A 15,051-nucleotide genomic window follows, 5' to 3' on the forward strand; every position below is an offset into this window, starting at 1 on the left:
TAATTTTTTTATTGAAAAATAGCATTCGTATCATTTTTTCGCAAGTTTATGTATAATTTTAGTATGAAGGTTTTAATTATAGAAGACGATAAAATAATTTTAAATTCGCTTAAAGAATATTTAGAAAATTGGGAATACGAAGTGTTCACAAATTCTGGAATAGATATTATGGAGGATGTCAAGAATATAAAGCCAGATATAATATTGATGGATATTATACTTCCTAGTTTTAACGGATATTTTTGGTGCGAAAAAATACGAAAAACAACTGATATTCCAATAATTTTCATATCTTCAAAATCAGAGGATTTGGATATAATAATGGGAATGCAGATGGGAGCTGACGATTATATTACTAAGCCATTTAATTTTGATGTACTTATGGTAAAAATCAACGCCGTAATGAAAAGATATTACGGCAATAACATCATCAAAAGCGTTTTGGAGTTTAATGATGTCATGCTTTTTGTGAATGAATTCAGATTAGAATTCAATGACAATGAAATTAATCTCACAAAAACAGAAATGTTAATTTTAAAATCGCTATTTGAAGCTAAAGGTGAAATAGTCACTAGGGAAAAATTGATGGATAAATGTTGGCAAAATGATTTTTTCATAGATGATAATACTTTAGCTGTGAATATCAATAGAATAAGAAAAAAATTAAACAAACTTGGCTTGGACGATTTCTTGTTGACTAAGAAATATTCAGGATACTATTTAAATGATGGAAGAAATTAAAATGGATAAATTAATGTGTTTTTTAAAGAAAAATCTCAATTCTATTTTCTTTTTTGTGTCAATAAATGCTATTTATTTTATGGTTGTTTATTTGAACAATGTAGACCTAAAAGTGTTTTTACAAGGTTTTGAAATCTGTTTGATAGTATTTTTAATTTATTTGGTGATTAAATACTTAGATTTTCAAAAGGAATTGTCAAAAGATGAGAAAATAGAAGATTTGGAAATTCAAATTGAAAATATTAGAAATCAGTATATTTCTTGGCAAAAAGATATCCAAGAATATTTTTCTATGTGGGTACATCAGATTAAAACACCGATAACTTGCTTGGAAATTCTGACAGATGATAATAAAGAAATGAAAATGCAACTAAAATCAATCGACAATTACACGAATATGGCTATAAATTATTTGAAGTTAAATTTGCACGAAAAAGACATGGATATAAGCATTGTAGATGTGGATAATTTACTGAATATTTTGGTCAAAAAATACTCACTTTTGTTTATAAACTCACATATTAGCTTAGATTTCAGAAAACACGACATAAAATGCATTACAGATAGCAAATGGTTAAGTGTTTTATTGGAACAAATCCTCTCTAATGCGATTAAATATTCTGAAAATTCACAAATTATTATAGATTCATTCAAAAAAGATAATTCAGTTGTGATTTTAATAGAAGATCACGGAATAGGGATTCCAGAAGAAGATATCAATAGAATTTTTGATAAAGGATATTCGGGATTTAATGGAAGATTGAAACAAAAATCAAGTGGTTTGGGATTGTATTTGGCAAAATCTATCGCAGATAAACTAGATATTAGATTGAAAGTCGACTCTGTTGTAGGTCAAGGTAGTAAATTTTATATTATTGTGAATAACTAATCTTACAATTTTGTAAGATTGAATGATTTTTGTTAGTTTAGATAAATGCTACTTTTTCTAAATTCATTTAACATATAGTTATGGAGGGTGTTATGAATATTTTAGAATTAAACAACGTAAGAAAAGTATACAAAACGAAAAATGTTGAAACAGTAGCATTAAAAGATGTGAATTTTTCTGTAGAAAAGAATGAATTTATAGCAATAATGGGGGAATCAGGTTCAGGTAAAACAACTTTACTGAATGTAATATCAACATTAGACAAGCAAACTAATGGCAAAGTTGTGTTAAATGGCAAAGATATTTCCACATTAAAAGAATCGGAAGTTGCAAAGTTCAGAAGGGAAAAGCTTGGATTTGTATTTCAAGATTTTAATTTATTGGATATTTTCTCAAACAAAGACAATATATTTTTGCCAATGGTACTTTCAGATTATAAGCCAAAAGAAATGGAGCAAAGATTGTCTGAAATTCAAGGTTTGTTAGGAATTGAATCTTTTGTGGGCAAATATCCTTATGAGGTTAGTGGTGGACAAAAACAAAGAATTGCTATTGCAAGAGCTTTAATTACAAAACCAGATTTGATATTGGCTGATGAGCCAACAGGTGCATTGGATTCAAAATCATCAGATATGATACTTGATTTATTCACAAAAATTAATAAATTAGGACAAACTATACTGATGGTAACTCATTCTGTGAAGGCAGCTTCGTTTTCTAACAGGGTAATATTCATAAAAGATGGTGTTGTGTTCCATGAGATTTACAAGGGAAATAGCGACAACAATGAATTTATGCAAAGAATTAATGAGTCATTATCTGTTATAAATAATAGAGGTGTAGATAATGAATTCTAAATTATCTACAAAATTTGCTCTCAAAAACTTAAAAGCAAACAAAATCGTAAATATTCCATATATTTTGTCAACAAGTATTATGGTGGCGATTTTGTTCATAATGATATCTCTATTAGATAACAAATATGTTATGCAAAAAGACGAATTTGGAGCGATCATAGTATTCGGATCTATTATAATATCGATATTTACATTTGCGATTATTATGTATGCGAATAGGTTTTTGATAAAAAGAAGATTTCAAGAATTTGGATTGTATCGTGTTTTTGGATTGGAGAACAAACACATAAATAGAATTTTGCTAAAAGAAAAGGCGATATTTTTTGTGATTATTTCAATCCTAACAATTGTTTTTGGGATTACATTGGGAAAAGTATTGTTCTTGGCAGTTGGAAAATTGATGCAAGAAAATTTCAGCATAATGCAGTTTGGAATCTCAACCAAAGCAGTTATATTATCACTGGCATTTAATCTTGTAATTAGCGTGTTAACATTTATCTTCGATATATTAAATATAAAATCTGCTACAACTAGGGATTTATTTGCAAAAGGACAAAAATCTGAATCAGAGCCAAAAGTCAAAGTAGTATTTTTCATTCTAGCAATAGTTCTAACAGCAATTGGTTATTACATTGCGTTGACAATCGAAGGAAGCTTGGAAAGCTTGCTGATGTTTTTCGTGGCAAGTCTACTTGTACTATTTGGAACGTACTGTGGCTTTGTTGCAATAACCATTTTTGTACTAAAATTGATGAAGAAAAACAAGAATTTTTTCTATAAATCGAAAAATTTTATTACAATTTCTGGAATGCTTTACAGAATGAAATCGAATGCTGTCGGATTAGCTAGTATTGCAATTTTGTGCACAGGAGTTGTAGTATCATTGTCGACTACAATGGCGATCTACAACAGTGCAGAAAAAGTTGTCGATTCAACTGTAAACAGAGATTATAAATTGACTGGAACGATTACACCAGATAAGAATTTTTCTAAAAATATCGAAAAAGAAAAAACAAGATTAAAAAGTTTAGTCACAGAAAAAACAAATCCTAAAAATGATTATTATCAAGTTAGTACAATGATGTTTGCAAACCTTGATGGCAATAAATTTTCTAAAATGGGAAAGAATAATACCAAGTCTGTCTATATTATGATTCAAACTTTAGATTCATTTAACAATAAGTTTTCAAAAAATTATTCATTGAACGATGGAGAAATTTTATTGAATTCAAATTATATGAAATATATAACATCAGATAAGATAACTTTAGGAAGTGCTGATTATAAATTCAAAAAAATTGATGAGCTTGAAGGAAGAAATATCGCAGTGGATATGTTCTACGTCGTAGTGAAAACTGATGAGGATTTGGTTAGATTTTGCAATGATTTCAAAATGCCAATGGAAAATGATGCAGGATACAAACCTCTAGAAGTAGATGTAACTTACTTTTTGGATTCAGACAAAAAACTTGATGGAAAAGAATTTATATCTAAAGACAGTTCTCTTCAATTTGTATCTAGGCAAGAAACAAAAACAGGAGTGTACAGTTTGTTTGGAGCGTTCTTGTACATTGGTTTCATCATAAGTTTTGTTTTATTAATTGGAACTTCTATAATTGCGTATTACAAGCATTTGTCAGAAGGAATTGAAGATAGAAAAAACATTCAAACGATGAAGAAAGTCGGACTGTCAAACAAAATGATTAAAAAGACATCATCTCAACAAATATATTGGATGTTCTTCTTACCGCTTTTTGTGGCAGTGATTCATTCAGCTGTTGCATCGAAGATGTTATACCAATTGTGCGGAGTTTTTGGAATAAGAAGTATATCTGAATTTGCAATTCCATTTGCGATTTCTGTAGCTATAATAATAGTTGTATATTTGATAATTTTTAAAATTACAAGTAATGTGTATTATAATTTGGTTAGCGAAGAAGAATAAACTGGAGGAAACTCCAGTTTTTTCGTTGTATGTTTTAAAAAATAATGATTTCGTGATAAAATAGGAATATCAATTAAGAGGGGTTTTTAAATGAAAGTAGTTAGAACTGAGGATGCGGTAGGTCACATTTTACCGCACGATATGACTAGAATTGTAAAAGACGTGGTTAAGGAAAGAGCTTTTAAAAAAGGTCACGTTATTACAGAAGAAGATATTCCTGTTCTTCTAAGTATGGGCAAGGAACATATTTATGTTATGGAATTGGAAGATGATGATTTACACGAGAATGATTGTGCAATTATTTTGAAGGATATTTGTATTAATGAACACATGAATTCATCTGATATAAAAGAAGGTAAGATAGAAATAATTTCCGATGTGGATGGATTTTTGAAAGTCGACAGAGATAGATTATTTAGGTTGAATTCAATTGATGACATTTCCATTGCGACTGTTCTTGGTAATCAACCTGTCAAAAAAGGACAAAAAATTGCTGGAATGAGAATTATCCCGCTTTTCACAAAAGAAAAAGTAATGGATAAAGCGAAGAAAATAATGAATGGAGTTCCTATTTTGGAAATCATTCCATTTGATACGACGAAAAAATGTTCCATCATTACAACTGGATCTGAAGTGTACAAAGGTCTAATCAAAGATCAATTTGGACCTGTGTTAAAACAAAAAATGAAGGATTACAATTGTGAAGTAATAAATCACGTCATAGTCGACGATAATAGTGAAAATATTACACGAGAAATTAATAAGGCACTAGAAAACAAATCCGATATAATTTTGGTTTCAGGTGGAATGAGCGTCGATCCAGATGATATGACACCAAAAGCTATAAAAGATTCGAAGGCAGAAGTGATAACTTATGGTTCTCCTGTACTACCAGGGGCGATGTTTATGCTAGCTTACAAAAACAATACTGCAATTATGGGACTTCCAGGTTGTGTAATGTTCAACAAATCTACAGTTTTCGATATAATCTTGCCTTACATTTTTGCAAATATTAAAGTTACAAAAGATATGATTACTAGTTTGGGTTATGGTGGATTTTGTATGCAATGTGCAGAGTGTCACTTCCCAAATTGTGAGTTTGGTAAAGGATTATGATTGGAAAAGTAATAAACGATAAAAAAATATATTTATCAGCGGCAATAATTGTAGCTTCGTTGATTTTTGGGATTTTCATTAGAAAACAATCGGGTCTTTCATTTGAACCGAAAATAATGAATTTTGCACAAAATCTTACAGATAATTTTACTTTTTATATTTTCAAATCATTCACAATACTTGGAAATTTCAGCACGTATTTTTTGATATTAGCTATTAGCTTATATTATTCAAAACGTATTGGCAAGAATTCATTTTTTTCAATAACATTAATTTCTTGTTTAATTGGTCTTATAGTTATGAATGTGTACAAATATAGTTTTGTGAGAGTAAGACCGTTAGATTTTTTCAAAATAGAACAAGGTGGTTACAGTTATGTTAGCGGTCATAGTTTGGTAAGTACAAGCTTTTATTTTACTTTGAGTTATTTGTTATGCAGTTTGAAAAATTACAAATTCATTTATTTGAGAATAATTCCATTTGTAATTGCTTTTAGTAGGTTGGTTGTGGGAGTACATTGGCCAACAGATGTGTTTTTTGGAATGTTAGTGGGATATGTGTGTTATCTAGCTACGATTTTTGTGGCAGAAAAATATATAATAAAATCAAATAAAAATGTTGATGAACTATAAATTTATTTTTATGGTTCATTTTTTATTGGAAGTTTCCTACTATACATTTGAACTTGGTTGGTATAAAATTTAATATGAAGTATTAAAGGAAGGATTAAAAATGAATAAATACGATTGGTTTGTAATAATAAGTAGCATTGTTCTGTTATCGATTACTTTTTTTCTTGGATTTGTTGTATTAAAAGACAATGAAACAAATTTGGATAGAAGATTGAAGGAACATTTTACTAAAATGGGACATAATTCCCTTATTGCGATGATGGCAAAAATTACGAAGTTTGGAAATGTTGAAACACTTATGATTATAAGTATTCCAATAGTTTTTTTCACTGTAAGTCAGCATAACTATGTATCAGCTTCAGCTATAATTATGAGCGTTATGCTAAGTGTTATAGCGGTTCACACTTTAAAATTTATATTTAGAAGAAAAAGACCAAAAGTTACAACCGGTATCAATTATATGGGATATTCTTTTCCAAGTGGACATTCATGTGTTAGTATGAGCTTTTATTTGACGATTGCTTATGTGCTAAGTTATGGATATAAATTTTTCTTCGTGACGATGTTGATTGCCATTGTGTTTGCGTTTATGATTGCCATTTCCAGAATTATTTTGGGAGTACATTGGTTTACAGATGTCATAATAGGTAGTTTTATTGGGCTAATATGTGCATATTGGTCTATATATATGTTCAAAATGAATTATTATTTTACATTTATTTTTGGTTAGGAGTGAAATTATGAGTACAATTGAAAAATTAAGAAAAGACAAAATGTTAGCTATGAAGAACAAGGATAAAGTTAAATCGGGAGTTATTTCTTTGATTATGAGCAACATTTTATTGGAACAAAAAGAAAAGAAAAGAGATTTGACAGACGAAGAACAATTAGCTTTTGTTAAAAAAGAATTGAAACAAACAATGGATACATTGGAACAAACTCCACAAGATAGAGTTGAAGCGATTGAAGAAACAAAACGAAAAATAGAAATTATTAAATCATATCTTCCAGAACAGTTATCTGAAGATAAATTAAAAGAAATCATAGAAAAATTCATGGAAGAAAACTCACTTGAAAAATCAAATAAGTCGAGAGGACAAATAATGAAATACGTCATGGGAGAATATGGAAAATTCACTGACGGTAAGACTGTTAATAAAGTAGTTGAAGAGATTATAGGTGCGTAGTGGATAAGAATACTGTATTAAATTATTTTAAAGATTTCTCTAAAATAAATAGATGCTCAAAGCATGAAGAAAAAATCTCGGATTATTTGGAAAACTTTGCTAATAATAACAGTTTAGAGTGCAAAAGGGATAAGTTCAACAATATCTACATTAAAAGAGAATCAGACAAAAGTTTGGAAGACAAACCAGGAATAATTCTACAAGCGCACATGGATATGGTCTGTGTTTCTGATGAAGATTATGATTTTAACGATGGAATCAAAATCATGGAAAAAGATGGCTTCATGTTTGCTGACAAGACAAGTCTTGGGGCAGACAATGGAATTGGACTTGCCATAGCCATGGCTACTTTGACATCCAATTACAAACTTCCTCAAATAGAGGCTGTGGTGACTACAAGTGAAGAAGTCGATATGAGTGGTGCGATGAATTTCGATTTTAATTTGTCTGGAAAATATTTCATTAACATAGATTCAGAAGATGAAAATGAATTGATTGTAGGTAGCAGTGGTGGGGAAAATGTCAATGTTGAAATAAACAAAAACTACGGTTCAGAAAGCTTGTCAAATTTTTACAAAATTTCTGTAAAAGGACTTAAAGGTGGACACTCTGGAATGGAAATTGATAAGAACCACCAAAATGCAATCAAGGTTGTGTTTAAATTCTTGGAATCATTAGATGATTATTATATCTGTGATTTCAAAGCTGGATCAAAGGACAACGCTATTCCTACAAATGCAGAAATAATCTTATCTACAGATGAATCCATTGACTCACTTAACAAAAAATCAGAAGAATTTATATCTAAGGTTGATTTGGAAGATTTTGATAAGGATTTGAGGCTTTTAATTGAAGATGTAAGTCCCCAAAAATGCTTAGATAAAAATACAACAGAAAATTTCTCTGGTTTAATTGGAGAATTAAACTCTGGTGTGATTTCTTACATTGAAGGACTTGATGAAACAGTCGAAACATCTTGTAACTTGGCGATTGTAAATTCTTTGGACGATAAATTCGAAATCATATTATCTACGCGATCTTCAAATCATGACAAATTAGTAGCGCTACGAGAAGATATAGTTTCAAAAGCGAACAAACACAATGCAACTGCCTTCGATTACAATTATTATCCTACTTGGGAATTCAATGAAAAATCAGAGTTGATGGAAGTTGCAAAGAAAGCTTTCTCAAAAGTAAACGACAAAGAAGTAGATGTTAAAGTAATCCACGCTGGACTTGAATGTGGAGTGTTTGCAGAAAAATATAAAAAAATTGACTGCATTTCAATTGGACCTACAATGCACGATGTACACACAACAAAAGAAAGATTAGATATTGAATCTTTAGAGAGATTTATTAAATTCTACAATGAAATTTTGAATATGTTGACTAATTAGTTATGCTGTATTATAATAGTATTACAGAAATACAATTAGGAGGTCGTATGAAAAATAATAAAAAGTTTGCAATTATTTTAGCCATAATTGTTTTAGCCTGTGTTGGAGGATTGGTCTTTAAATTAGTTAAAGCTAGTCAGAAAAACGAAACCAAGTATAGCTTGTATACGGTATCTGCAGGAAGTGATTTGGTGTTCAATGCAATATCAAAAACTGGCGATGCACAACAAGTTTATAACAATCAAGCTTATGGTGAGATTGAAAAAGTTCATGTAAAAACTGGTCAATCTGTTAAAAAAGGAGATTCACTGATTACTTTTGTGAACAAGGAAGTTGAAAAACAAATTGATCAGATGCAATTGCAATTAGAACAAGCAAAAAGTCAAGCAAATTATGCACTTGAGGATCGAAATAGTGCATACAAATCTTACAATAAATTAGTAGAAAAATATAACGAAACTTTTTCTCCAGAATTGGAAATGCAAATTGATCAAATGGAACCGACACTTAACCAATCAAATAGAGCTTACAAACAAGCACTTGACCAAGTAGAGTTGCAAAAGAAACAACTTAATGATTTAAAAGAAAGTTCCAGAAAAACAATTAATGCAACTATATCTGGAGTTTGTAAAGTTAATGAAAAAAACATCGATAATCCGATGAGTCAAGGAGCATTGGTTGAAGTTACTAGCGATGAAAATATTATTGAAGGAAATATTTCTGAATACGACTACAATAAATTAAAAGAAAATGATGAGGTTGAAGTAATTCCTATTAATGGGGACGAAAAAACAAAAGGAACTGTAGTAGAGATTTCTAATACTCCAGAAAGTCAAGCTGGATCATTTGAAGCTAATCAAATGCAAAACATGACAGAACAATCTGGAAGTAATTCTTCAAATTTTGTATTTAAAATAAAAACACAAAAACCTATACACATTGGATTCAACGTTCAAGTAAGAAAAAAATCAGATAAGATTGAACTTGCAAAAGACATGGTAAAAGAAGAAGATTCTAAATACTATGTGTTTGAATACAAGGATTCAAAAGCTGTGAAAAAAGAAGTTCAACTAGAAAAAAATACTAATTCTTATACTGTGATTTCTGGATTGAAATCTGGTGACAAAATTATTTCTAAAGTAAAAGATTTGAAAGATAATCAAGAAATAAAGGTTGAAGATTAGTTATGATAGATTTAATTAAAATCAATAAGTTTTACAATTCAGGAGAAAACAAGCTTCACGTTCTAAAAGATGTTAGCCTTAACATTAATAGTGGTGATTTTGTCGCAATAATGGGTGAGTCTGGTTCTGGAAAGTCTACGTTGATAAATATCCTTGGATTTTTGGATAAAAAATTTACAGGACTATATAAGTTTGAAAATGTTGAGGTAGGTAAATTTACAGATAATAAATTGTCCGATCTTCGCAACAAATCCGTGGGATTTATCTTCCAACAATTTCAACTTATCCAAAATTACACCATAGCTGAAAATGTAGAACTACCTTTATTGTATCAAGGTAAATCCTATAAATACGCAAGAGAAAAAGCATTGGAAGCTTTGGATTTGGTAGGAATTAAAACTCAAGCAGACAAAAGACCGAAACAGCTTTCAGGTGGACAACAACAAAGAGCAGCTATAGCACGTGCCATTGTTCACAATCCGAAATTTATTATAGCAGATGAGCCAACAGGTGCGCTTGATTCAGAAACAAGCAAGGAAATAATGGCGCTTTTTAATGAATTGAATCAAAAACTCAAAATCACGATAATAATGGTTACTCACGATAAAAATATTACACATAATTGCAACCGAAAATATTTTATGTTAGATGGTGTTTTAAAAGAGAGGGATAGTTATGAAGTTTAATATTTTATTAAATACTGCCTTCAAAGATATCATCAAAAATAAAAAGCGATCTTTACTTACTATGCTTGGAATTATTATAGGGATTGCAGCAGTAATAACTATTATCGCAATTGGTAGAGGTTTCCAAGATTACGTTGTTGATAGTTTAATGGGTGGAGAAGGAAAGGAACTTAGCGTTGCGTTTTATTTCCAGCCTGAAAATCCAACAAATTCAGTGGGAAGCAATACATCCGTCTTCACAGAGAAAAATATTCGAGATATTCAGCAAATGACAGATGTCGTAAAAGTTGAATCCGATCCAGAACAATTTCAAAATAATCTTTTAAATGTTTCGATACGAAAAAATGATGGAAAATTAGAAAGTGGATTTGCAAAACCTGTCGAAAAAACTGAAAGCAAAATTGTAAATGGTAGAGCTATTACGAAATTAGACGGAGATACTAATCAAAAAGTCGCTGTAATATCAAAAAAATTAGCAGATGATTTATTTGAAAATGAAGATCCGATAAATAAAACAGTGATTTTAAAAAATGATAATTATGTTATTGTCGGTATTAAGGAAAATAATGCTGCTACAAATTTATTTGTCATGGGAAATGATGTAGAACTGCCGAAAGGTACGGTTGAATCTCGTAAACCTAAAAATAATAATTCAATATCGATGATTAATGTTATTCTGAAAAATGGTACAAAAGTTCAAGACAAAGCAAAAGAAATCCAAGAATATCTTGAAAAAAATGGTCCAATGAAAGCTGCAGGATCATATAACTTCGTTGATATTGCGCAACAAATTGAAGGTATTAGTAATGTGTTAGGTTCGGTTACTATATTTATATCTTTAATAGCTGCTATTTCTCTTCTAATTGCAGGAATTGGGATGATGAATATGATGTACATTTCAGTAGCTGAAAGAATCAAAGAAATAGGAATTAGAAGAGCAATTGGAGCAAAGAAAAAAGAAATTTTGTATCAATTTATGTTAGAAGGGATTATTGTAACTGTTATTGGTGGAATAATTGGATACATTATTGGAATGATAGCTGCATTTATTGCATCCAAATTCTTGCCATTTCCAATCAAACTAGAACTGATGCCGGTTTTGATATCTTTAGGAATATCTTTGGGCATAGGAATTGTGTTCACTTATTCTCCGGCAAATACAGCGGCAAACAAAAATGTAATAGATATTATTTAAGATTAGAAAATGAGTTTATTAATCAATAAGCTCATTTTTTATTTGATTTTTAGCATAAAATCCTATATATTTTTAGTGGGTGATTAAATGATATTAATGATAGATAATTACGATTCATTCACTTATAACATTGTTTCTTATTTGAGAATTTTGAAAGAAGAAGTTATTGTGAAAAAGAATGATGAGATAAATTTGGAAAAAATCAAACAATTAAATCCGGAAATTATTGTGATTTCTCCAGGGCCTAAAACTCCAAAAGAATCCAAAATTTCTCTTGAAATATTTGAAAAATTAAAAGGGGAATATCCAATTCTTGGAATTTGTTTGGGCCATCAAGCATTGGCTTACTCAATGGGGCTTCACATTATAAAAGGGCCACGTCCAATGCATGGGAAAATGACAGAGATTAAACATGACGGCAAAGGAATATTTACTGATATTCCAAATCCTGTAAAGGTTATGCGTTACCATTCGTTAATCGTTGATGATAGCAAATTTGAAAATGGAATGTATGAAGATATGGTTATAACATCAAAGACTTCTGATGGAATAATTATGGGATTTAGAGATTCGAAAAATAAGATAGAAACTGTTCAATTTCATCCTGAAAGCGTGGGAACTGATTTTGGCTTGAAAATGATTGAGAACTTCTTAAAGGAGGTAAGAAATGATTCATTCTAAAAAAATCAAATCAGATGTAACCGTTCTAGATATTTTATATAACATTAAAGACAAGAGTTTACCTTTTTTATTAGATAGTGCAAAGGGAAGTTACAATCAAGGTAACAAATCATATATCGGTTTTGATCCGGAAATTGTTTTAAAATCAAAGGATAACAACGTTGAAATCAGTGGTTTTGTGAACAAAAAAGTATGTGATAATCCGCTTAATCAACTCAAAATATTGATGGATGATTATTTTGAAGAAGATGATAATCAATTTATTGGTGGAGCGGTTGGACTTTTATCTTATGATTTTACAAGTTCTAATTGTAATGTAGTTTTAAATTCTGAAAAAAACACCGAAGTATACGATGCTTATTTTGGAATTTACTTCAAAATAATAGAGTTTGACAATAATACACAAGAATACACGATTTATTACTTGGATGATACAGATATTAGAGATGTTGAAGCAGCATTTGTCAAACCAGATTATGTAGATAAGGAATATAAAACATCTGAACTTATAAAAACTGTAACAAAAGAAGAATATGCGAAAAGCTTTGATGACATAAAAACTATGATTGAAAATGGTGAAGTGTACGAAGTTAACTTAACACAGCAATTCATTGTAGATACGACTAAAGATAAGTTCGATATTTATAAGAAACTTCGCGAAGTTAACAAGGCAGATTTTATGGCTTATATGGACTTTGGGGAATACTGTGTTTTATCTTCATCTCCAGAGAGGTTTTTTGATTGTCAAAACGGATTTGTTCAAGCTAGACCTATTAAGGGAACCATTAGAAGATCTGATGATAAAGATGAAGATGAAAAATTGAAAAAAGAATTACTAAATAGCGACAAAGATATTTCAGAATTATTGATGATAGTGGACTTGATGAGAAATGATTTGGGAATGAGTTGTGATGCTGAAACTATAAAAGCTATTAGCAATTATACGTTGGAAAGTTATGAAAATGTTCATCATTTAGTAGCTACAATTGTTGGTAAATTGAGAGAAGATGAAGATGTGTTTAGCTTAATCAAAAATATTTTTCCAGGAGGATCAATCACGGGTGCTCCAAAACTTGCATCAATTGAAGCTATTGATAAGGTTGAAAAATACAACAGAAATATTTATACAGGATCTATTGGCTACATTTCATTTAATCAAAATTGCGATTTAAATATTTTAATCAGAACGATTTTAAAAATAAAAGATCGCTGTTATTTTTCAGGTGGTGGTGCTATAACTTGGGATTCTGAAATGAATAGCGAATATGATGAAACAATTCAAAAATCAAAAAAAGTGTATGAGGCTTTGATATGAACGATGGAATAAAATACGGTAAAGGACTTTTTGAAACGATAAAAGTTAAAGATTCTAAGCCAATTTATTGGGAAGATCATATTGAAAGACTTGAAAATTCAATGAATTTTCTGGGAATAAATACGGATGATTTAAGAGACAACATCTACGAAAAAATACAAAATATTGATTTGAATGCAGATTGTTTGAGGATAATGGTATTGGATAACAATGGCGATTATGATTTATATATTAACACTAGAAACACAGATTATTCCGATTTAAAGTACACACAAGGATTGAAATTAAAAGTTCTCAATCAGTTAAGAGACAAAAACAATCCTCTTGTTTATCACAAAACCAATAATTACTTACTGAATGATTATTTGCACAAAGAGTTATTGAAAGAAGGGTTTGATGAGGGGGTTTTTCTAAATCAAGACGGAAATGTAACAGAAGGAACGTACACAAATTTGTTTTTTATTCAGGAAAACACAATCATCACGCCACCTGTAACTGATGGTATGTTGCCAGGAATTTTTCGCAAAAAACTTATAGAATTTTTAGAGACAAATGGTTATAATATCATTGTAAAGTCAATTAAGTTAAACGATATACGAGTTATGGATTGTTGTTTTGTCACGAATTCTTTAATGGAAATGAGATTTGTTAAACAAATTAATGAGATAATGTTTTCGAAAAACAATCTGTTTTGCGAATTATCGGAAAAACTTATGAAAGAAAATTAATTTACAATTTTAAAATTACGTATTTTTGAAATCGGAGGAGTTTATGGATCAAGACTACAAAACCTACATGAAGTTGGAAAATCAGCTTTGTTTTAAACTTTATGCAGCTTCTAGAATGGTGACAAGTACATACACACAATTTTTGAAACCTCTAGGGTTTACCTACACTCAGTACATTGTGTTATTAGTTCTCTGGGAAAAAGATGGAATTACTGTAGGAAAGTTGTGTGAAAAGTTATATTTGGATAACGGTACTATCACGCCTGTTATCAAAAAGATGCAATCACAAGGTTATCTTGAAAGAGTACGTAGCTCAAAAGACGATCGAGTTGTAATAATTTATCTAACAGATGAAGGGAAAAAATTACAAGAAAAAGTAAAAGATATTCCAAAATTAATGAATGGTTGCTTGGAATTACCTGATGAGAAAAAAGTTCAATTATATGATTTACTACAAGATTTTTTGAATAGCAATTATAACAATAAGAAATAGGAGAA

At 29.9% G+C, this 15,051-nt stretch carries 16 protein-coding genes; all 16 read left to right on the forward strand.

Going from position 1 to position 15,051, the window contains the following annotated elements:
- Positions 1 to 63 precede the first annotated feature (63 nt).
- The 16 genes from GKG00_RS04980 (at position 64) to GKG00_RS05055 (ending at position 15,046) form a co-directional block, all read left to right on the forward strand.
- A complete protein-coding gene (locus GKG00_RS04980) occupies positions 64 to 741 on the forward strand; it encodes a response regulator transcription factor (RefSeq protein ID WP_241673656.1) in 678 nt (225 codons plus the stop codon).
- Positions 725 to 1,630, forward strand: a complete 906-nt coding sequence (locus GKG00_RS04985; protein WP_154254544.1) for a sensor histidine kinase — start codon at positions 725 to 727, stop codon at positions 1,628 to 1,630. The genes GKG00_RS04980 and GKG00_RS04985 overlap by 17 nt, the downstream gene beginning before the upstream one ends.
- A 92-nt stretch (positions 1,631 to 1,722) precedes the next feature.
- Positions 1,723 to 2,487 (forward strand): ABC transporter ATP-binding protein, encoded by a 765-nt coding sequence (locus GKG00_RS04990; RefSeq protein ID WP_154254546.1) that lies wholly within the window; start codon positions 1,723 to 1,725, stop codon positions 2,485 to 2,487.
- A complete protein-coding gene (locus tag GKG00_RS04995; protein WP_154254547.1) occupies positions 2,477 to 4,432 on the forward strand; it encodes an ABC transporter permease in 1,956 nt (651 codons plus the stop codon). Before GKG00_RS04990 ends, GKG00_RS04995 begins: the two co-directional genes overlap by 11 nt.
- Before the next feature lie 90 nt (positions 4,433 to 4,522).
- Positions 4,523 to 5,548, forward strand: coding sequence for a molybdopterin-binding protein (locus GKG00_RS05000; RefSeq protein ID WP_154254549.1), 1,026 nt, complete (start codon positions 4,523 to 4,525; stop codon positions 5,546 to 5,548).
- Entirely contained in the window at positions 5,545 to 6,180 is a 636-nt protein-coding gene (locus tag GKG00_RS05005; protein WP_154254551.1) for a phosphatase PAP2 family protein, read from the forward strand. Before GKG00_RS05000 ends, GKG00_RS05005 begins: the two co-directional genes overlap by 4 nt.
- 100 nt (positions 6,181 to 6,280) lie before the next feature.
- Positions 6,281 to 6,910 carry a phosphatase PAP2 family protein gene (locus GKG00_RS05010; protein WP_094209954.1) on the forward strand — a complete coding sequence of 210 codons (630 nt, stop codon included), beginning with the start codon at positions 6,281 to 6,283 and terminating at the stop codon, positions 6,908 to 6,910.
- A 10-nt stretch (positions 6,911 to 6,920) separates the two neighbouring features.
- Entirely contained in the window at positions 6,921 to 7,367 is a 447-nt protein-coding gene (locus GKG00_RS05015) for a GatB/YqeY domain-containing protein (RefSeq protein ID WP_154254553.1), read from the forward strand.
- A complete protein-coding gene (gene pepD, locus GKG00_RS05020; protein WP_346962834.1) occupies positions 7,367 to 8,764 on the forward strand; it encodes a beta-Ala-His dipeptidase in 1,398 nt (465 codons plus the stop codon). The genes GKG00_RS05015 and pepD overlap by 1 nt, the downstream gene beginning before the upstream one ends.
- A gap of 47 nt (positions 8,765 to 8,811) precedes the next feature.
- Positions 8,812 to 9,948, forward strand: coding sequence for a biotin/lipoyl-binding protein (locus tag GKG00_RS05025; RefSeq protein WP_094205935.1), 1,137 nt, complete (start codon positions 8,812 to 8,814; stop codon positions 9,946 to 9,948).
- Between the two features lie 2 nt (positions 9,949 to 9,950).
- A complete protein-coding gene (locus GKG00_RS05030; protein WP_094205934.1) occupies positions 9,951 to 10,634 on the forward strand; it encodes an ABC transporter ATP-binding protein in 684 nt (227 codons plus the stop codon).
- Positions 10,624 to 11,829, forward strand: a complete 1,206-nt coding sequence (locus tag GKG00_RS05035) for an ABC transporter permease (protein ID WP_094223602.1) — start codon at positions 10,624 to 10,626, stop codon at positions 11,827 to 11,829. Before GKG00_RS05030 ends, GKG00_RS05035 begins: the two co-directional genes overlap by 11 nt.
- A gap of 87 nt (positions 11,830 to 11,916) precedes the next feature.
- Positions 11,917 to 12,510, forward strand: coding sequence for an aminodeoxychorismate/anthranilate synthase component II (locus GKG00_RS05040; protein ID WP_094223601.1), 594 nt, complete (start codon positions 11,917 to 11,919; stop codon positions 12,508 to 12,510).
- Positions 12,497 to 13,825, forward strand: a complete 1,329-nt coding sequence (locus tag GKG00_RS05045; protein WP_154254555.1) for an anthranilate synthase component I family protein — start codon at positions 12,497 to 12,499, stop codon at positions 13,823 to 13,825. Before GKG00_RS05040 ends, GKG00_RS05045 begins: the two co-directional genes overlap by 14 nt.
- Positions 13,822 to 14,553 (forward strand): aminotransferase class IV, encoded by a 732-nt coding sequence (locus GKG00_RS05050; RefSeq protein WP_102163980.1) that lies wholly within the window; start codon positions 13,822 to 13,824, stop codon positions 14,551 to 14,553. The genes GKG00_RS05045 and GKG00_RS05050 overlap by 4 nt, the downstream gene beginning before the upstream one ends.
- A gap of 43 nt (positions 14,554 to 14,596) precedes the next feature.
- Positions 14,597 to 15,046, forward strand: coding sequence for a MarR family transcriptional regulator (locus tag GKG00_RS05055; protein ID WP_102163979.1), 450 nt, complete (start codon positions 14,597 to 14,599; stop codon positions 15,044 to 15,046).
- Positions 15,047 to 15,051 lie beyond the last annotated feature (5 nt).

The sequence above is a fragment of the Finegoldia sp. BIOML-A1 genome (assembly GCF_009678325.1).
GTDB classification, from domain to species: Bacteria; Bacillota; Clostridia; order Tissierellales; family Peptoniphilaceae; genus Finegoldia; species Finegoldia magna.